The 17,576-nt window shown below is 68.3% G+C and carries 19 protein-coding genes and 1 riboswitch; of the genes, 10 read left to right on the forward strand and 9 right to left on the reverse strand.

Annotation, left to right across the window (positions count from 1 at the left end; genetic code table 11):
- Positions 1 to 222: 222 nt before the first annotated feature.
- Positions 223 to 318, forward strand: a riboswitch (glycine riboswitch).
- 147 nt (positions 319 to 465) lie between these two features.
- The 6 genes from gcvT (at position 466) to NBG84_RS05560 (ending at position 5,940) form a co-directional block, all read left to right on the forward strand.
- On the forward strand, positions 466 to 1,590 hold the full coding sequence (gcvT, locus tag NBG84_RS05535; RefSeq protein ID WP_250918136.1) for a glycine cleavage system aminomethyltransferase GcvT: 1,125 nt from the start codon (positions 466 to 468) through the stop codon (positions 1,588 to 1,590).
- A gap of 189 nt (positions 1,591 to 1,779) precedes the next feature.
- The gene (gcvH, locus tag NBG84_RS05540) at positions 1,780 to 2,157 is read left to right on the forward strand and encodes a glycine cleavage system protein GcvH (protein ID WP_250918137.1); all 378 of its coding nucleotides are present in this window, start codon (positions 1,780 to 1,782) and stop codon (positions 2,155 to 2,157) included.
- Positions 2,158 to 2,228: 71 nt separating this feature from the next.
- On the forward strand, positions 2,229 to 3,488 hold the full coding sequence (gene glyA, locus NBG84_RS05545) for a serine hydroxymethyltransferase (protein WP_250918422.1): 1,260 nt from the start codon (positions 2,229 to 2,231) through the stop codon (positions 3,486 to 3,488).
- A gap of 126 nt (positions 3,489 to 3,614) precedes the next feature.
- The gene (locus NBG84_RS05550; protein ID WP_250918138.1) at positions 3,615 to 4,982 is read left to right on the forward strand and encodes an L-serine ammonia-lyase; all 1,368 of its coding nucleotides are present in this window, start codon (positions 3,615 to 3,617) and stop codon (positions 4,980 to 4,982) included.
- Positions 4,983 to 5,278: 296 nt separating this feature from the next.
- Entirely contained in the window at positions 5,279 to 5,551 is a 273-nt protein-coding gene (locus tag NBG84_RS05555; RefSeq protein WP_250918139.1) for a hypothetical protein, read from the forward strand.
- Positions 5,548 to 5,940 (forward strand): type II toxin-antitoxin system VapC family toxin, encoded by a 393-nt coding sequence (locus NBG84_RS05560; protein ID WP_250918140.1) that lies wholly within the window; start codon positions 5,548 to 5,550, stop codon positions 5,938 to 5,940. Before NBG84_RS05555 ends, NBG84_RS05560 begins: the two co-directional genes overlap by 4 nt.
- A gap of 218 nt (positions 5,941 to 6,158) precedes the next feature.
- Here NBG84_RS05560 and NBG84_RS05565 read toward each other — a convergent pair whose 3' ends face one another.
- Entirely contained in the window at positions 6,159 to 6,395 is a 237-nt protein-coding gene (locus NBG84_RS05565; protein WP_250918141.1) for a hypothetical protein, read from the reverse strand.
- A 305-nt stretch (positions 6,396 to 6,700) separates the two neighbouring features.
- On the opposite strand from NBG84_RS05565, the gene NBG84_RS05570 reads away from it, so the two are divergent.
- Genes NBG84_RS05570 through NBG84_RS05580 form a run of 3 tightly spaced genes read left to right on the forward strand, consistent with a single transcriptional unit; the run spans position 6,701 to position 8,641 of the window.
- On the forward strand, positions 6,701 to 7,816 hold the full coding sequence (locus NBG84_RS05570) for a helix-turn-helix domain-containing protein (protein WP_285366389.1): 1,116 nt from the start codon (positions 6,701 to 6,703) through the stop codon (positions 7,814 to 7,816).
- 15 nt (positions 7,817 to 7,831) lie between these two features.
- Complete coding sequence (locus NBG84_RS05575) at positions 7,832 to 8,410, forward strand: HD domain-containing protein (RefSeq protein ID WP_250918142.1); 579 nt, start codon at positions 7,832 to 7,834, stop codon at positions 8,408 to 8,410.
- Positions 8,411 to 8,446: 36 nt separating this feature from the next.
- Entirely contained in the window at positions 8,447 to 8,641 is a 195-nt protein-coding gene (locus tag NBG84_RS05580) for a hypothetical protein (RefSeq protein WP_250918143.1), read from the forward strand.
- A 644-nt stretch (positions 8,642 to 9,285) separates the two neighbouring features.
- Here NBG84_RS05580 and NBG84_RS05585 read toward each other — a convergent pair.
- From NBG84_RS05585 to NBG84_RS05605, 5 genes are all read right to left on the reverse strand, one after another.
- Complete coding sequence (locus NBG84_RS05585) at positions 9,286 to 10,209, reverse strand: hypothetical protein (RefSeq protein ID WP_250918144.1); 924 nt, start codon at positions 10,207 to 10,209, stop codon at positions 9,286 to 9,288.
- Positions 10,206 to 10,700 (reverse strand): SigE family RNA polymerase sigma factor, encoded by a 495-nt coding sequence (locus NBG84_RS05590; RefSeq protein ID WP_250918145.1) that lies wholly within the window; start codon positions 10,698 to 10,700, stop codon positions 10,206 to 10,208. The genes NBG84_RS05585 and NBG84_RS05590 overlap by 4 nt, the downstream gene beginning before the upstream one ends.
- A gap of 160 nt (positions 10,701 to 10,860) precedes the next feature.
- Positions 10,861 to 12,072 (reverse strand): S8 family peptidase, encoded by a 1,212-nt coding sequence (locus tag NBG84_RS05595; protein ID WP_250918146.1) that lies wholly within the window; start codon positions 12,070 to 12,072, stop codon positions 10,861 to 10,863.
- A 237-nt stretch (positions 12,073 to 12,309) separates the two neighbouring features.
- On the reverse strand, positions 12,310 to 13,278 hold the full coding sequence (locus NBG84_RS05600; protein ID WP_425608575.1) for a CopD family protein: 969 nt from the start codon (positions 13,276 to 13,278) through the stop codon (positions 12,310 to 12,312).
- Between the two features lie 85 nt (positions 13,279 to 13,363).
- Positions 13,364 to 13,603 (reverse strand): EF-hand domain-containing protein, encoded by a 240-nt coding sequence (locus NBG84_RS05605; RefSeq protein WP_250918148.1) that lies wholly within the window; start codon positions 13,601 to 13,603, stop codon positions 13,364 to 13,366.
- Positions 13,604 to 13,703: 100 nt separating this feature from the next.
- Between NBG84_RS05605 and NBG84_RS05610 the strand changes: the two genes are divergently transcribed.
- Positions 13,704 to 14,369: a GNAT family N-acetyltransferase gene (locus tag NBG84_RS05610; RefSeq protein ID WP_250918149.1), complete on the forward strand. Its 666-nt coding sequence runs from the start codon at positions 13,704 to 13,706 to the stop codon at positions 14,367 to 14,369.
- Positions 14,370 to 14,423: 54 nt separating this feature from the next.
- Here NBG84_RS05610 and NBG84_RS05615 read toward each other — a convergent pair whose 3' ends face one another.
- From NBG84_RS05615 to NBG84_RS05625, 3 genes are all read right to left on the reverse strand, one after another.
- A complete protein-coding gene (locus NBG84_RS05615; protein WP_250918150.1) occupies positions 14,424 to 15,650 on the reverse strand; it encodes a YncE family protein in 1,227 nt (408 codons plus the stop codon).
- On the reverse strand, positions 15,650 to 16,456 hold the full coding sequence (locus tag NBG84_RS05620; protein WP_250918151.1) for a polysaccharide deacetylase family protein: 807 nt from the start codon (positions 16,454 to 16,456) through the stop codon (positions 15,650 to 15,652). The genes NBG84_RS05615 and NBG84_RS05620 overlap by 1 nt, the downstream gene beginning before the upstream one ends.
- Before the next feature lie 488 nt (positions 16,457 to 16,944).
- Entirely contained in the window at positions 16,945 to 17,475 is a 531-nt protein-coding gene (locus NBG84_RS05625) for an ATP-binding protein (protein WP_250918152.1), read from the reverse strand.
- Positions 17,476 to 17,576: the final 101 nt, after the last annotated feature.

Genomic DNA, 17,576 nt, shown 5'->3' on the forward strand with positions numbered 1-17,576 from the left:
TACACCCTCCCCCATGTCAGTCACCACACACTTGCCCATGAAGCGTAAAGAAATGGTAATGGGGAGCAACTTATTTACCGGCTAACCAGGTCCAAAGACACGGCCACAGATCGGACAATGGCCGAAGAACGCGCATCGGCGTCGGCGGATCAGCGGGGTCCGCGCCCCCCACCGGAGCCTGATGCGTGTAATGATGTGCCCGCCAACTGCATACCGGCCGTTCGAATCCACGCGGGAGAGTCCCGGGCACCATGTGCCGGGCGCCGAAGGAGCAAGTTCCTCCCTTGAATCTCTCAGGCCCCGTACCGCGTGTGATGAGGCAGATCTGAAAAGCGAGTCGCCCCGGCGGCTCCACCCAAGGTGCAAGTCATGACCACCTGAGTGCGTGGTCGTGATGAACCTCTCAGGTTCCGATGACAGATGGGGAGGACCGTCCTCGTCGGCCATGCCCTGGGAGTCCCGTCCATGAGCAATACCCCCCGCCTGACAGCCCTCGATGCCCTGCATCGTTCGCTGGGCGCGACCATGACCGACTTCGCGGGCTGGGACATGCCCCTGCGGTACGCCAGTGAGCGCGACGAGCACAACGCCGTCCGCACCCGTGCCGGTCTCTTCGACCTCTCGCACATGGGCGAGATCACGGTCACAGGGCCCGAGGCCGCGGCCCTGCTCGACTACGCCCTGGTGGGGAACATCGGCTCGGTGGCCACGGGCCGCGCCCGCTACACGATGGTCTGCCGCGAGGACGGCGGCATCCTGGACGACCTCATCGTCTACCGCCTCGGGGACACCGAGTACATGGTCGTCGCCAACGCCGGGAACGCCCAGATCGTCCTGGACGCGATCACCGAGCGCGCCGAGGGCTTCGACGCGGTTGTCCGGGACGACCGCGACGCCTACGCCCTGATCGCCGTCCAGGGCCCGGAGTCCCCGGGCATCCTGAAGTCGGTCACGGACGCGGACCTCGACGGACTCAAGTACTACGCGGGTCTGCCCGGCACGGTCGCCGGGGTGCCCGCGCTGATCGCCCGGACCGGTTACACCGGCGAGGACGGCTTCGAACTGTTCGTCGAGCCGCGGTACGCCGAGTCCCTGTGGCGAGCGCTCACCGCGGCGGGCGAGTCCGCGGGCCTGGTTCCCTGCGGTCTGTCGTGTCGGGACACCCTCCGCCTGGAGGCGGGGATGCCGCTGTACGGGCATGAGCTGACCACCGCGCTCACCCCCTTCGACGCCGGTCTCGGCCGGGTCGTGAAGTTCGAGAAGACCGCCAACGACGGTCGGTTCGTCGGCCGGGACGCCCTGACCGCGGCCGCCGAACGGGCCGAGAACGCGCCGCCGCGCAAGCTCGTGGGTCTGATCGCCGCGGGCCGACGGGTACCGCGTGCCGGCATGTCCGTGGTGGTGGACGGCCAGGTGATCGGCGAGGTCACCTCCGGCGCCCCCTCCCCCACCCTCGGCAAGCCGATCGCCATCGCCTATGTGGACGCCGCCCATGCCGCGCCCGGCACCGCGGGCGTGGGCGTCGACATCCGCGGTACGCATGAGTCGTACGACGTTGTCGCACTGCCCTTCTACAAGCGTCAGAAGTAGGGGACCGCGAGCGTCAGAAGTAAGGGACCTCACTGCGGTCGCCGGTCAGCCCCGGAGGTCCCCGGTAGGCGTCGCAGTAGCGTCGACAGCAACCTCGGGAACGCCGTAAGGCATCCAACACATCCGCCGTCGTCTCGGCAGGTGGCCACCCGTTCATCAGCACGTTCCGCGTACAGGAGAATTCTCGACATGAGCAACCCCCAGCAGCTGCGCTACAGCAAGGAGCACGAGTGGCTGTCGGCCGCCGAGGACGGCGTGTCGACGGTCGGTATCACCGAGTTCGCGGCCAACGCGCTCGGCGATGTCGTCTTCGCTCAGCTCCCGGAGGTGGGCGACACCGTCACCGCGGGTGAGACCTGCGGCGAACTGGAGTCGACCAAGTCCGTCAGCGATCTGTACTCCCCGGTCTCCGGCGAGGTCACGGAGACCAACCAGAACGTCGTGGACGACCCCTCGCTGGTGAACACCGCCCCCTTCGAGGGCGGCTGGCTGTTCAAGGTGCGCGTCAGCGGCGAGCAGGACGATCTGCTCTCGGCCGCCGAGTACGCCGACTTCTCCAGCAGCTGATGGTCCCGGCCGACGGTGTCGTCGGCCGGCGCACCCAGCCAACCGACCACGACCCCGACAGGGACTTCGAGATGTCGCTTCTCAACACCTCTCTCCACGAGCTGGACCCGGACGTCGCCGCCGCTGTCGACGCCGAGCTCCACCGCCAGCAGTCGACCCTGGAAATGATCGCCTCGGAGAACTTCGCTCCGGTCGCGGTGATGGAGGCCCAGGGCTCGGTCCTCACCAACAAGTACGCCGAGGGCTACCCCGGCCGCCGCTACTACGGCGGCTGTGAGCACGTCGATGTGATCGAGCAGATCGCCATCGACCGCGTCAAGGAGCTCTTCGGCGCCGAGCACGCCAATGTGCAGCCCCACTCGGGTGCCCAGGCGAACGCGGCGGCGATGTTCGCGCTGCTCAAGCCCGGCGACACCATCATGGGCCTCAACCTCGCGCACGGCGGGCACCTGACCCATGGCATGAAGATCAACTTCTCCGGCAAGCTCTACAACGTGGTCGCCTACCACGTCGACACCGACACCGGTCAGGTCGACATGGCCGAGGTGGAGAAGCTCGCCAAGGAGTCCCAGCCGAAGCTGATCGTGGCCGGCTGGTCCGCGTACCCGCGTCAGTTGGACTTCGCCGCCTTCCGCCGGATCGCGGATGAGGTCGGGGCCTATCTGATGGTCGACATGGCCCACTTCGCGGGCCTGGTCGCGGCCGGGCTGCACCCCAACCCGGTGCCGCACGCCCATGTCGTGACCACCACCACCCACAAGACCCTCGGCGGTCCGCGCGGTGGTGTGATCCTCTCCACGGCCGAACTGGCCAAGAAGATCAACTCAGCGGTCTTCCCCGGTCAGCAGGGCGGCCCGCTGGAGCATGTCATCGCGGCCAAGGCCGTCTCCTTCAAGATCGCGGCGACCGAGGACTTCAAGGAGCGCCAGCAGCGCACCCTGGACGGGGCACGCATCCTCGCCGAGCGGCTGATCCAGGACGACATCACGGAGCACGGCGTGTCCGTGCTCTCCGGCGGTACGGACGTCCATCTGGTCCTGGTCGACCTGCGTAACTCGGAGCTGGATGGCCAGCAGGCCGAGGACCGTCTCCATGAGGTCGGCATCACGGTCAACCGCAACGCCATCCCGAACGACCCCCGGCCGCCGATGGTGACCTCGGGCCTGCGGATCGGCACCCCGGCGCTGGCCACCCGCGGTTTCCAGGCGGATGACTTCCACGAGGTCGCGGACGTCATCGCCGAGGCGCTCAAGCCGTCCTACGACGTCGAGGCGCTGCGGACCCGGGTGTCCGCGCTCGCCGCGAAGCACCCGCTGTACCCCGGGCTGTAAGCCCGTCCGTAGTTCGGGGGCACCGCGCACACTGGATCGTGAGCGCGGTGCCCCCATCCGTTCCACCGCGTGATCTGCACCACCCCGGCAGACAACGGCGTCTACCAGTCGCACTAGGAGTCCAACGTGGCCATCTCGGTCTTCGACCTGTTCTCGATCGGCATCGGTCCATCCAGCTCCCATACGGTCGGCCCGATGCGCGCCGCCCGTATGTTCTCGCGGCGGCTGAAGAACGACGGCCTCCTCGCGCCGACCGCGAGGATACGCGCGGAACTCTTCGGCTCACTCGGCGCGACCGGCCACGGCCATGGCACCCCCAAAGCGGTCCTGCTCGGCCTGACCGGCAGTTCCCCCCGCACGGTGAACGTGGAAACCGCCGATGCCCAGGTGGAGCAGATCAAGGAAGCCGGCACGATCGGTCTGCTCGGCATGCACGAGATCCCCTTCGACTTCGACAGGGATCTGATCCTGCACCGCCGCAAGGCGCTGCCGTACCACGCCAACGGCATGACGATCTCGGCGTACGACACCGAGGGCGCGACCGTCCTGGAGAAGACGTACTACTCGGTCGGCGGCGGGTTCGTCGTCGATGAGGACGCCGTGGGCGAGGACCGGATCGTGCTCGACGACACCGTGCTGAAGTACCCCTTCCGCACCGGTGACGAGTTGTTGCGGCTGGCCCGGGAGACGGGCCTGTCGATCTCCGCGCTGATGCTGGAGAACGAGAAGGCCTGGCGCACCGAGGAGGAGATCCGCGAAGGGCTGCTGGAGATCTGGCGGGTCATGCAGGCCTGTGTCGCTCGCGGCATGTCCCGCGAGGGCATCCTCCCCGGCGGCCTCAAGGTCCGCCGCCGCGCCGCCAACTCGGCCCGTCAGCTGCGCGCCGAAGGCGACCCACTGGCCCGGGCGATGGAGTGGATCACTCTGTACGCCATGGCCGTGAACGAGGAGAACGCGGCGGGCGGCCGGGTGGTCACCGCCCCCACCAACGGCGCGGCGGGCATCATCCCGGCGGTGCTGCACTACTACATGAACTTCGTCCCGGGCGCGGACGACGAGGGCGTGGTCCGCTTTATGCTCTCGGCCGGCGCCATCGGCATGCTCTTCAAGGAGAACGCCTCCATCTCGGGCGCCGAGGTCGGCTGCCAGGGCGAGGTCGGCTCGGCCTGCTCCATGGCAGCGGGCGCCCTCGCCGAGGTACTGGGCGGCACCCCCGAGCAGGTGGAGAACGCGGCCGAGATCGGCATGGAACACAACCTCGGTCTGACCTGCGACCCGGTCGGCGGTCTGGTGCAGATCCCCTGCATCGAACGGAACGGCATGGCGGCCGTGAAGGCGGTCACGGCGGCCCGCATGGCGATGCGGGGCGACGGCAGCCACAAGGTCTCCCTGGACAAGGTCATCAAGACGATGAAGGAGACCGGGGCGGACATGTCGGTCAAGTACAAGGAGACGGCGCGGGGCGGGCTCGCGGTGAACATCATCGAGTGCTGATGACGTCGTGATGGGTGGGCCCTGACCAGCGCTTTTATGTCTTTCGGCGCTGTCAGGGCCTTCCCCGCCCGCACGGTGGAAAGTCCCTGGATCAGCCCTGGGACGGACGTGAAAGTACCTGAAAGGTCCCTGGGAAGTCCTTCGCGGATCGGCTTCTGATCTGGGATCTATCGCATCTGCTCGACGTCAGCCCCTCCCTCTGGCACCGTTCGCACAGTTCTGCAGGCGATATCCGCGCTGGGGACCGGGTACGGACGGCGATCACCAAATAACAAGAGTTTTGTTAAAGTGGGTTCATGGTTACCCCTTCCGCTCCCGGCGAAGGCCCCGTCCGCCCGGTCTCCGTCTCCCTCCACGAAGGCACGATCGCCGCCCTCAAGGCACGTACCGGCAAGCGAGGCATGTCCGCCTACGTCGAAGCTCTCATCCAGCGCCAGCTGGAGCGGGACCTGCTGCGCGAACTCATCGAAGACGCCGAAGCCGAGCACGGCCCGGTGGACCAGGTAGCGGTCGAGACCAAGCGAGCGATCCTCCGCGGTGACATGGCCGACTCGGCGGACGCGGCGTGAGCGGGACGCTCGTCCTGGACTGTGAGGGATTGTCCAAACTCGTACAACGCTCCCCTGAAGTCACCGAGTGGCTGGCCGCGGCCGAGGACGAGGACATCCGCGTGGTCACCAGCTCCGTCACTCTGGTCGAAGCACGCGACCCCAAGGTCACCCAAGCCCGCTTCGACTACGCCGTCTCCCGCGTGAACATCGTCCCGCCCACCGAAGCCATTTCCCGCCATGCCAGCAAGCTCCTCGCCGCCGTCGGCCTGCACGGCCACACGTACGCCCTCGACGCCATCGTGGCCGCCACCGCACTCGCCTCGCCCGCCCCCGTGACCGTACTGACGTCGGACCCCGAGGACCTCCTCGTGCTGTGCCGCCCCGGCGTCCGCATCGTCAAGGTCTGACCCTGCGAGGCCGCGCCTCGGTCCATCCCCTTGCGCGGATCGGAGCCTGCGTGGGGTCCTCAGCCAGCCGGACGCGGGCCCGGCCTCGCTGTCGCTCATCGCAGGACCGGTGGCACCGGCGCGAGGAGCGCGCGTCGCGGTCGAGGGAATCCCCTCTGCAGAATCACGGCCAACCCGAGTGCCTGCCCCCGCCGGGGGTGGGTCGGGGGCAGGCGGCTCTAGGCGCCCTCCGGGCCGGCGGCGCGTATCCGTACGGCCTCGGCGATCTCCTCACCGCGGACACTGTCCAGCAGGTCCCGGCCGACCCGTACATACGCCTGCCCATCCGGGGTGACCACCGGCCCGATCGACCGGAGGGCTCGCTCCGGCAGCCCGAGCTGGGTCAGCGCCGTATGAAGAGCAGCTGCCGCCTCTTCGGCTCGCGCGCGGGCGTCGCGCCATGTCCGCATCTCCATCACCGAGTCTCCGACTCCGGCAGGGGGCACCGAGGGCAGCGACACGGCGGATACGCCGAGGACGTGATGGGCGCCGGTGACGTCTGGGGCCCCCTCGGGGTGTCCACCACGATCTCGGGTGACACGGGATAGCGAGACCTATCCGGCCGCGCTCCATACACACGCATCGTCATCACGGAGGGGCCTTTCCTACTACGCTGATTGCCCGGTTCCTAGTGACTTCGACGGTATGGGGCGAAGAACGCCACTTGAAGCGACCGTCGGTACGGGTATCCAGCAACGCTCCACCAGTAAGGAGCAGCACCTTGGGCAGCAACCGATCCGCAACCCCGACCAGCGGTACGGGAATCCCTCCACGACCAAGGACCGGCATAGTCTCCGGGTATGTCTTCCGCCTGATCCGCGAGCAACTCGGCCACACCCAGGACACCCTCGCCGAGCAATTCCGGGTCTCAACCGACACCATCGCCGGCTGGGAAACAGGGCGCCGCCCTCTCACCGCCGTCCCAGTTGGACAGGTACTCGTTCACAGGCACCGCCTGCTTCGCCTCGGCACCGACCCGGCCCTGCTCCTTGCACTGGAACGGGCCATAGAGGCGGATGTCCTTCTGTCCAGTGCCCTCAATGAGACGCCCCCACTGGCAGATGACCCCATGGGTGCGTGGGTGATGAAGCGCGACCTCGTCGAAGTCCTCGCCTGGCCGCTGGGTGGGAACACCCCCACCCCGCTGAGGACGATTCCCCCTGCTCCCCGGGCTCGTAGAGGACCGGTACCCGCAGCGCCCGAGCTACCCCGAGAGGACCGTCAGCGCTTCTTCGCCCGCACTCGCCGTACCGCTGAACAAGCCCGCGGGCGAGACCACTTCCTTCTCCGGCGCCAGGCGCTCTACCTGTCCGGCTACGACGACGCCCCGGACACCACCGAGTGGCTGGCCCACCAGCAGGGGACCATGCGCCCGGAGGACTGGCTGACCCGATGGCTCGCTGACCGATCCGTCGCAGCAGTCGCCGCACGCCAAGGTGACCGCGACCGCATGGAGCATTTCATCGCGCGTACCCTCGCCGACGACGACGCCGGGGAAGCTGCCAACCTCAACTACTGGACCTACTGGATTGGGGAATCACCCCACGTCCAACTGTCGGATGACTTCATCGCCGACAGTCTCGGCTCCTGGCCAGGCGACCGGCTAGTGCACCACCTGGTGCGCGGACTCACCCCCCACCACGGCTTCTTCGACCTCAACGTCCACACCCTCTGGGCCCTGCTCTCTGCCCGCGCGAACCTTCTCCACCCCAAGTCAACGGCAGTCCGGGCGCTGCGCGATCAGCTGCCTGTGATGTTGGATAGCCCAGAGCTGTCGCGGCGCGCCCGCCGCGAGCTTGAGGGCATCCGATACGCGATCCGCCTCACTGAGGCCTGAGAGGAGACGGACGACATGGCTGACGACCTGTCCGCGGTGGCGCACTTCCTGTACGAGTCGGGCACCCTCAAGCAGGCCCGGCGCACGGGCTGGTGGATGGCCGGTGTCCGGGACCCGGAGAGCGTCGCTGAGCACTCCTGGCGCACCTCCCTCATCGCCTCGATCATCGCCAAGCTAGAGGGCGCCGACCCGGCGCGTGCCGCGTTCCTCGCCGTCTGGCACGACTCTCAGGAGACCCGAACCGGGGATGTGAACCACCTCGGCAAGAAGTACTCCCCGAGCGCCGACCCGGTAGCTGTGACAGCGGACCAGACCGCGGGCATGCCCGAGATCCTCGCCTCCACCCTGCGCGATCTGGTCGCCGAGTACGAGGCGAAGGAGACCCCCGAAGCCATCTGCGCCCGCGACGCCGACAAGCTGGAGTGCATGCTCCAAGGCATCGAATACAAGTCGCAGGGATATGCAAGCGCTCAGCGGTGGATCGACAACAGCCAAGCCCGGCTGGTCACTGCCACGGGCAAGTTGCTCGCCGAGGAGCTGCTCTCACAAACACCCCTCGACTGGTTGCACGGCGCCATGGGGAAGAAGCCCTGACCTGCTCCAGCCGTACAACACCGTACGATTCGAGCCATGGCCGATATCGAACTGCCCAGCGATCTGATTCAGCTGGAGACCCGTGCCTGGCAGGAGATCCAGGCCGGAGCGCTCACCACGGAGACCGCCTACGCGGTACAGACGGCGATCACCGAGTACGCCAAGGCCAGCGGACAGAACAGATACGAGATCGAGCAAGCCCTCAAGCGGCGGGTCCGCCACCAGGTGTAGCGCCGGGCAGGGGCGCGACCGCGAAACGTCCTCAACGGACCGCGCTCGAACACGACAGCGCCCGCCCCCAGCCAAGGAAGCGGGTCACGCCGTGCAGGGAGGGCTACCCCAGGGCGAACCTGCGTCCTAGCCCCGTTCCAGCAGCTTGATCAGGCGGAACGGGGCATCGGTCAGTCCTCCGAAGGCGCGCCAGTCGCAGCCGCCGGAAGGAGCAGCGCCGGGCTGCTAGCCGGCCATGATCCACCTGCGGAGGGCCACGTCCCGACCCCAAGGAAATCCTCAAGCTGTGCGGCACCCGCATCCTGTGACGGAGATCCGACGGGGGTGAGGCAGCCACCGTCACCGGGGTAGGCAGGGCCTGGCCTGCACAGCGGGTAGGTTGTGCAATCCGGCGACCGAGCGCCCCACCCCGGCTCCGGGCGTACCGGCCCCCGACCCGTGTCAGCGACACCTGTACACCATCCGCCCATCCTGACAGTGCCCCGAGCCGCACCCATGCCCACCACCAGCCCGGTAGATGCGTCCACGGGAGCCGGCTGACCTCAAGGGAGGGCGGCTGCGGGGGCCGAGGGTTCGGCCTCACGACTGACCCGCAGGGTATTGCTCATCCAGCCCCCGCGACCTGCCTGATCCCACGAAGAGCCCTAGTTCTTGGGAACCAGTTCCGGTCGGAGCATCAGCTTGCGGAAGACCTTGGGGTCCAGTGGGGTGAAGTCGTCCCGGTCGACGGTCGCGTCTGCCATCGACAGCTCGTGGAAGAACTTCTCCTGCTCCTCCTCGCTCATCTCACTGATGCGCTTGGTGGGCCTGGGGGCCTCCGGACGCGGCGGGTGATCAGCGCGGACGATCGCCATGACCTTCGGGTCCTGTGCGTACAGCCCTTCCGCGAAGAGCAGCAGTCCGCCGTCCGGGAGGGTGAGGCGCCCATGCCAGTTGTAGGTCCAGGGTGTTCTGCCCATCTCGATCGCGCCCGATCCCTTCCAGGTGGTGAGCATCTGTCCGTTGGAGAGTTGCTCGCGTACGCACTCTGGTAGGGCACGCTTGGTGTAGGCCGTACAGAAGTTCTTCGGTAGGCCCTTCCCCTTAGTGTCCTTGGCAACGGCCGCGCGGTCCATGACCGTGATACTCAGGCCCCTGAACGTGGTCTTTCCCTCCACCTTCTCGGTGACCAGGAACTGTCCGTCGAGCGGACCGACCGAGCGGATCGACGGGGCTTTGGGCAGGATCTCGGCGCCTGGGTTCACCCGCATCGGCGCGTTGACGACCCTCTCGACCCGCTCGATCTTTCCGGGCAGCAGCTTGCGGAGCCTCTCGGCCTGGGCCTCCCCCTCCTTGCCGAACCGTGACGGAGCCGCGATGTAGGAGTCGTCCTCGCCTCCGCCGTCACCCGGGACGCCGACCACGGTGGCGACCAGCCCGGCCACCACGACGACGGCCACCGCGGCGGACACCGAGATCCCGCGCCGCCGCCTGGCCTTGGCCACCCCCGCGTACACCGCCTCGGTGGTGACGGCCGATTGCCCCGCGTCCTCGACGGCCTTGGTCAGGAGTTCCTTGATGTCGTTCATACCAATTCCCCCCGCACCTCGGCGCGCAGCGCCGCGAGCCCCCGAGCCGTGTGGCTCTTGACGGTGTTCTCCCGCATGCCGAGCGCTTCGGCGGTGGCCGAGACGCTCAGGTCCTCCCAGTAGCGCAGCACCACCACAGCCCGCTGTCTGGGGCTGAGCCGGTCGAGTGCGGCACGGACCAGCAGTCCTGTATCCGGGTCGAAGGCCGGTGTTCCGGCGTAGTCGGGGAGTTCGCCGTGCGCGTGCTCCCGCCGCCAGAAGCGGCGGCGGGAGGCGATGAAGGTGTTGACCAGGGTCTTGCGCGCATACGCCTCGATGTTGTCGAGGCGGATGTGCCGCCGGCCCCCCACCACCACCTTCACCAGCGTTGTCTGGACGAGGTCATCGGCCTCGTCCCGATCGCCGCACAGCAGATAGGCACTGCGAAACAGCGCTGTGCGCCGCCCCTCCACAAAGGCGTGCAGCGCGTCGTCATCATCGTCCCGCGTCATCCCGCCCCCTCCCGGGTCCGCACTGTGCGGACCGTCTCACCCTGGTAGTGCGCTGGGGGCATCGAAAGGTTGCAGCCAGTGGGAGAAGTGGAGGGATACGCGGTCCGCAGCCGACGGCCCAGTGGCCCTGGTCGTCAATCCAGGTCGGTGTCGGTCGCGGTCACAGCCCGCCCGTGTAGAGCAGTCGATTGGGCGAGCCCGCGCTGATGGAGGTGACGACGTTCTTGGTCGAGTTGTCCGTGAGCCAGAGGCTGACGTCCGCGGGAGCGGCGTTCGGGTACCTCTCCTTGACGAGTGCGGCGACTCCGGCGACATGCGGGCTGGCCATCGAGGTGCCGTCGTGCGCGACCGTACCGCCGCCGTACTGGGCGGAGACGATGTCAACGCCGGGGGCGTATGCCTCCAGGCAGGCGCCGTAGTTGCTGAAGTCGGCCTCGCGGTCCTCGCTGTCCGTGGCTCCGACGGTGAACGCCTTCGTCGCTCGGGCGGGTGACACGTTGCAGGCGTTCTGGGCTTCGTTGCCCGCCGCGACCACCGGCAGAACACCCCGGTCCGCGACCGCGTTGACGGCCGCGTCGATCGAGGCGGAGGCGCCACCGCCCAGCGAAGCGTTGAGGACCGCGGGCTGGCGGGCGTTCCTGGAGACCCAGTCGAAGCCCGCGAGGACTCCGGCCACGCTGCCCTGGCCCTGGCAGTTGAGCACCCGGACGGCGATCAGGGAGACCGAGCGCGCCACTCCGTACGTCGAGCCGCCGACGGTGCCGGCCACATGGGTTCCATGGCCGTTGCAGTCCTGTCCCGCGCGGCCGTCTCCGACGGCGTCGAACCCGACCGATGCCCGGCCGCCGAACTCGCCGTGGCTGGTGTCGATCCCCGTATCGACGATGTACGCCGATACCCCGCTGCCGGTTCCCACTGGCGAGAACTCGCCGTCGAGCGGTCGAAGTCGCTGGTCGATCCGGTCCAGCCCCCAACTCTGGGACGGCACGGCGCGCTGCTCGGACCCGGTCCGCGCGGATGAGCTCACCGACGGTGACGGTGGCAGAACGACGCTGACGGTGGCGTTCTCTTCGACGGCCTTGACCGCCGGGATCGTACGGGCCACCGCAAGTTGGCTTGGAGTGAGCCGGGCGGCAAAACCCCGCAGGGCGGTGTCATAGGTGAACATCGGCTTGACCCCGAGCGTGCGCAGAACACCGTCCGGGGTCTGTTCCGGGTTGAGGCTCACGATGTACTGACCGGGGATGGCACTGGCGGAGCGCTCGATGGGGAGGGGGCTCCGCCGCGGATCGGCCAGGGCGTCCGTGCCTCCTGCCAGCAGGGGGACGAGTAGCAGGAGGGCCGTCGATGCCCAGCGTGCGCGCAGGCGCATGCGTGCTCCTAGAGTTCAGGAAGATCGGGGAGATCAGGGAACGAAACAGCTCATGGGGTTATCGCAGCCGATGAGCGATCAACACCATTCGTTTCGTCCCTGGGGCACCCGGGACTTGAGCGACGATCACCGGATGGACCAGCGCGACCGTATGGTTTCGGCCGTCGATCCACGCGGTGACCGGCAGGCTTCGTCAGAACCCGGTCCATACGCGCTGACCCGTCGGATGGAGCCGGGTCAGCGGGCGCTCAGCCAGTGCGGGTCCGGGACCACCGTCAGGATCGATGAGATCAGGAGGGTCACGCCCAGCACGATGAGCTCCACGCGGGCTGGGCGCTGGGCATCCGGACGGCCGCGGAGCATCCGGTGCCGGGCCACCAGCGCCAGCGCGCACGCCACCGCGACCAGAGCCACCTTGACGATCAGGACCCTGCCGTACGCCGTGTCGAGGACGACGTCCGTCGGAAGTCTGCGCAGGGTCGAGAGCGTCCCGGTGACGGCCAGGGCCGCGAGGAGCCAGGCGGCGAGACGGGCGTAGCCGGCGAGTACCGCCTTGGCGTCCGCACGGTTGGGTTGGCGCAGCCGTAGGGCGCGCAGCACATAGAGCAGACCACCGGCCCAGAGGGAGGCCGCGGTCAGATGGCAGACCGTCAGCGCCGCACCGAACTCGGGGCTGTACTGCTCCGGGTGGGCGCGGATGGCCTCCGCGACGATCACCAGGGCCAGCGGGACGGCGGCCAGGGCGGGACGGCGTAGGGCAGCACAGCCAGCGGCGGCGAGGAAACCGTTCGCCATGATCAACAGCAGCTGGCCCTCACGGGTGCCGTACGCCGTTGTCATGTCGATGTCGCTGACCACGGCCAGCCGAATGATCTGCCCCCCGGCGCCAACCGCTCCGGCGAGCGCGGCGGCCCGGGACCATGAGCGGGGCAGCGCACCACGGTTCACCAGTCGCTTTCCCACGAGTTCACCCAGGTGGACCGTCAGTGCGACGAAGACGACGGTACGCAGCAGGGTGGCCGTACCGGCCGCGGGAATGGGTAGCTCCCCGGTGTCCCGCATGGCGAACCTGGTGCCGAAGTAGGCGATGGCCAAGGCGGTGGCCAGAAGGGCCGCCGTCGGGGCGATGGCCCGTCGGGACGCCCAGGCGCGAGGCATGGCTACGGAAGGAGCCACTTCATGGTCTTTGTCAGGGGTCGTGTGCATCGCGATTCGGCGGATCTGGACCCCTCGGCGGCGAGTCGGCCGGGGCGTCCCCCCGGCCGACTCGCCGGGGAGTCGCTCCCTTGGATCAGGCCGGTTCCGCCGCCGGCTTGGCGCGCTTGTTCAACGAGTCCCAGAACTCCTCGAAGGTCAGCTCACCGTCGCCATTGGCGTCCTTGGTCTTGATCACCGCTTCGGCGACCGTCTCGGTGACATAGAAGTCGCCCAGCTGCGCCATCGCGCTCTTGTACTCCGTCGCCGTGATGCGACCGTCGCCGTTCAGATCGAACCGGTCGAACGCTCTGCGCGCCTCTTCAATGTCCGCCACTGCTGTGCCCCTCCTGGGTGCGCTTTCGCACTACTGATGGAGATCAGATTATCCGCAGCCCCGGCGATGGGTTCCAGAGACGGTCCGCGATCATGATCCGATGAGCAATGAACCAACTGGTGTGGCGCAGGGGACGGACGTGGCGGAGATTCTGTCCGCGGCCGCACGGGGGGAGTTCCCTCCGGCCGACGGGACCACCACGGTGGTCAGACAGCCGAGTGCCCGGGACTGCGGTGTGCTGGCCTTCACCGCCCACTCGGTGGTCTTTGTGGACGAGGACCCGATCTGGGTGCGCGAGCGGTTGGCCGCCACTCCCACCGATCCCCTGGCGGCGTCGATGCACCCTGCGTTCCTGTCGGCGATGCTCGCTCGAACCGGCCGGTCGATGGATGCCATCGACGTACTGACGGTCGCCGCCGCGCTGCCGGGTGCCCCCGATGTCGAACTGACGGAGATCGACGACCACGGCCACCCCCGGGTGGCGCGGGCGCTGAGGTACCGGGACGGGGTACGGGCCTGGAAGGCCGATGGGGGGATGCTGGTCCTCGGGCAGGGGTTGGCCGGGCGTTGGGAGTGCTCGGTGGAGGTCGACGGGAGCGCCAGGGGGCGGGGGCTCGGGGTGGCACTTGCCCGGGCCGCCCGGCAGCTGGTGCCGGGTGAAGCGGTGTGGGCGCAGATAGCACCGGGGAACGCCCGCAGTGTGCGGGCGTTCCAACGGGCGGGGTTCAGACCTGTGGGCTCGGAGGCGCTCTTCGCGGTCCGTTGACCTCCGGAAGGGGTGGCGAACCTCCGCACCCAGGGGCCCGGCGCCGGGCCCCGCTCAGCGGAATACCCCGGTGTGGCCGAGGGAGTAGCGTCCGGGCTGGGGATAGACCGCAAGGCCGTGCGGACCGCCGCCCACCGGGATGCGGGCGAGTTGCTTGCCCGTCTTGGTGTCGATGGCGTAGACCTCCGAGTCATAGCGCCCGGACAGCCAGAGCACCTTTCCGTCAGCGGAGACCCCACCCATGTCGGGGCTGCCGCCATCGGGCAGCCACCACTTCTTCGTCAGCTTGTTCTGCTGGAAGTCGAAGATGGAGACCGATCCCTCACCGCGGTTGGGGATGTACATCTCCTTGGAGTCCCGGCTGATGTACAGACCGTGGCAGCCCTTGCCGGTGGGCATCAGCCGGGGGGTGGTGAACTTCTCGCCGTCGAGCACCCATACGCCGTGCGCCATCATGTCCGCGATGTAGAAGGTCTTGCCGTCCGGCGAGATCTTCACGTCCTGTGGCATCGCTCCCTTGAAGGGGAGCTTCTGCTGGCCGACGACTTCCATCTTCTCCGTGTCGACCTTCAGCAGCTCGCCGGAGAACTCGCAGGAGACGACGAAGTATCTGCCGTCCGCTGAGAAGTCGGCGTGGTTCACCCCGTAGCAGCTGACCGGGACGGTCTTCTTCCGGTCCATGGTGTGCGGATCGCGGAAGACGAGTTCACGGTCGAGCGAGGCCATGACGACCGCGTACCTGCCGTTGGGGGTGAAGTAGAGGTTGTAGGGGTCGTGCACTTCGACCGCCTTGCCCGCCTTCCCGGTCGCCGGGTTGATCGGGGTGAGCGTATGGCCGCGGTTGTTGTTGACCCAGAGGGTCTTCAGATCCCAGGACGGGACCACGTGTTGCGGTTGCACTCCGACCGGGATGGTCTCGACGACCTGGTAGGTCGTGGGGTCGATGACCGAGACCGTGTTGGAGTTGGTGTTGGGGACGTACACCCGCGACGGGAACTTCCGTACCACCGGCGAGAGCTTGTTGGGGCGATCCGCGGCGTAGATGTCCTTGGGGTCGAGGACCGGTGGCATTCCCGGCAGCCCGACCGGGACGGCCTTCTCGGGGGCGACGGGAGGTGCGGCGGCCTTGCTTCGGGTCGCCTTGGTCTTGTCCGCCTCGGTGCCGCTCGCCAGGGACTGCGAGTCGTTGGTGCCGCACCCTGCCAGTACGGCGATCAGGGCCCCGGCCAGCAGTGTCGCGGCCCGCCGGGTGATCCTCAGAGGAGTGGTTGTCGGATGCATCAGCTCAGCAGCTCCGTGGTGGTCACCGCGCGCAGTCCGCGGCGGTCGAGATCGTCGAGGAGGGCGGGCAGTGCGGCGACCGTGTCCGCATAGCCGAAGTGCAGACTCACCACCGATCCGCGCTGGATCTGCCCGGCGACCGTGCGGGTCACGGCCGCGGCGCCGGGCGAGGTGGCGTCGAGGGAGTCAAGGTCGTACGAGAGGACATGGGGGTATCCGGCTCGCCCGGCGAGCCGGGTGATGAGCGGGGTGGTGTGCTGGGTGCGGGAGGGTCGGAACCAACTGCCGATGGAGCCGGTGAGCGTACGCAGCCGCCGGGCGCAGGCGGTGATCTCGGCGTAGGCCTCCGACTCGGGCATTTCGGTGATGGAGAGATGGCGTTGGGTGTGATTGCCCAGGTCGTGGCCGCCGTCCAGGATTCTGCGCGCGAGTTCTGGATACTCGTCGAGCCAGCTCCCCACGGCCAGGACGGTGATCCGCGCCCGGGCTCGTTCGACTTCGGCGAGTACGGCGCGCGCGGTGGCCGGGTCGCCGTTCCCGTGGAAGGTCAGGGCGACCTGATCGCGATCGCGCGGCCCGTGGGTGATCTCGGTGGGCTGCTTGGCGAATCGACGCGCGGCGGGTGCGACGCGGGGGCGTGAGCCCTGGGAGGCAAAGGGCCGGCCGGGCACGGCGGTCGACGGCGCGTCGGCGGGCGGGGGGCTGGCCGGGGCGGGACCTGTGCCGGCGCAGCCGGCGGCCAGGGCACCCACGACGGCGGCCCCGGCTCCTGTGCGTAGGGCGCGGCGGCGGTCGATCGAGGTCACGGGAAAGCACAGTAGGGGCGAATCAAGTAAAAAATAACGATTGCCCTAATTTAGCGACCTTGCGGGTCGCACCCACCTGAAGTGAACAGATCAAGGAAACAGTCATCGCAAGCGAGTCTCAGCCATCACTTACGAGGCCAGTCACCCATTTCGCCTGGACTTCCTACTCACTCTGGCAATTTTTGCCCCTTTTGGGCGATAACGTGATTTGGGCCTGGGGACCCCATCTGCCATAGTCGATGGCACGACCCCCTTTGACCCGGGCCAGGTCGTCATCAGCGGTCGTGGACACACCCCCTGTTCCACGGCGCTTCACAGAGGCCCCCGGCACCACCGACACCCTCGGACCGCCGGGGGCCTCTGTGTCCTCCCCGCCACCCGTGCCATCGTTCGCCCGCCACTGGGCTCAGCCCAGGGGGAAGTCATCGAGGTGCGGCAAGGTGGGCGGGGGTGATCCATCGAGGCGGATCGCCTCCACCCCACGCGGCCTAGGCCGAGGAGGAGTGACGCTCCGGGACCCGCATCTCGAACCAGATGGTCTTGCCGCGCGGCAGTAGGTCCACACCCCATCGGTCGGAGAGCTTGTCCACCAGGAAGAGGCCCCGCCCACTGATGTCCATCGGCTGCACCGGGAGCAGACAGGGCAACCCTCGCGAGGGGTCACGCACCTCGATCCTGATCCAGCCCCGGCGGCGCAGCATCCGTAACCCGAACACGCGCGCGCCCGTGTGGCGCACGGCGTTGCCCACCAACTCCGAGACCAGCAGCACCGCGTGCTCGGCGGTCGCGGCGGAGAGCGCCCACTGATGGGCCACCACACAGTGGGTCAACCGCCGTGCGGTGGCGGCGGATTCGGGGCGGGACGGAAGGCGGACTTCCTCATCAGCCGGGTTGCCGAACAACTCCAGCGCTTTGAGCGCCTGTTCGTCTTCGACGGGGGATGCCCAACGGGTGGCGACGGCGCCACTGCGCTGCCGCGGTTGCTCCACACCCTCAAGGCCCGCCATGCCCCCCATCATGGCCGCTATGGGGGGCTCCCGTGGCCGATCCCGCGTAAGAGAGCCCCCGAGGTCGGCCGCTCAGGGGCCACCCCGGCCGCGACGATGACATATGCCAGCGG

Origin of the sequence: Streptomyces albipurpureus (genome assembly GCF_023701525.1) — a bacterium.
Taxonomy (GTDB): domain Bacteria; phylum Actinomycetota; class Actinomycetes; order Streptomycetales; family Streptomycetaceae; genus Streptomyces; species Streptomyces albipurpureus.

Excerpts from the sequence above, each read along its gene's own strand:
- gcvT (WP_250918136.1), top strand. The coding sequence starts at position 466 with ATGAGCAATACCCCCCGCCTGACAGCCCTCGATGCCCTGCATCGTTCG.
- gcvH (WP_250918137.1), top strand. The coding sequence starts at position 1,780 with ATGAGCAACCCCCAGCAGCTGCGCTACAGCAAGGAGCACGAGTGGCTG.
- glyA (WP_250918422.1), top strand. The coding sequence starts at position 2,229 with ATGTCGCTTCTCAACACCTCTCTCCACGAGCTGGACCCGGACGTCGCC.
- NBG84_RS05555 (WP_250918139.1), top strand. The coding sequence starts at position 5,279 with ATGGTTACCCCTTCCGCTCCCGGCGAAGGCCCCGTCCGCCCGGTCTCC.
- NBG84_RS05565 (WP_250918141.1), bottom strand. The coding sequence starts at position 6,395 with ATGGAGATGCGGACATGGCGCGACGCCCGCGCGCGAGCCGAAGAGGCG.
- NBG84_RS05575 (WP_250918142.1), top strand. The coding sequence starts at position 7,832 with ATGGCTGACGACCTGTCCGCGGTGGCGCACTTCCTGTACGAGTCGGGC.
- NBG84_RS05580 (WP_250918143.1), top strand. The coding sequence starts at position 8,447 with ATGGCCGATATCGAACTGCCCAGCGATCTGATTCAGCTGGAGACCCGT.
- NBG84_RS05585 (WP_250918144.1), bottom strand. The coding sequence starts at position 10,209 with ATGAACGACATCAAGGAACTCCTGACCAAGGCCGTCGAGGACGCGGGG.
- NBG84_RS05590 (WP_250918145.1), bottom strand. The coding sequence starts at position 10,700 with ATGACGCGGGACGATGATGACGACGCGCTGCACGCCTTTGTGGAGGGG.
- NBG84_RS05595 (WP_250918146.1), bottom strand. The coding sequence starts at position 12,072 with ATGCGCCTGCGCGCACGCTGGGCATCGACGGCCCTCCTGCTACTCGTC.
- NBG84_RS05600 (WP_425608575.1), bottom strand. The coding sequence starts at position 13,278 with ATGCACACGACCCCTGACAAAGACCATGAAGTGGCTCCTTCCGTAGCC.
- NBG84_RS05610 (WP_250918149.1), top strand. The coding sequence starts at position 13,704 with ATGAGCAATGAACCAACTGGTGTGGCGCAGGGGACGGACGTGGCGGAG.
- NBG84_RS05615 (WP_250918150.1), bottom strand. The coding sequence starts at position 15,650 with ATGCATCCGACAACCACTCCTCTGAGGATCACCCGGCGGGCCGCGACA.
- NBG84_RS05625 (WP_250918152.1), bottom strand. The coding sequence starts at position 17,475 with ATGATGGGGGGCATGGCGGGCCTTGAGGGTGTGGAGCAACCGCGGCAG.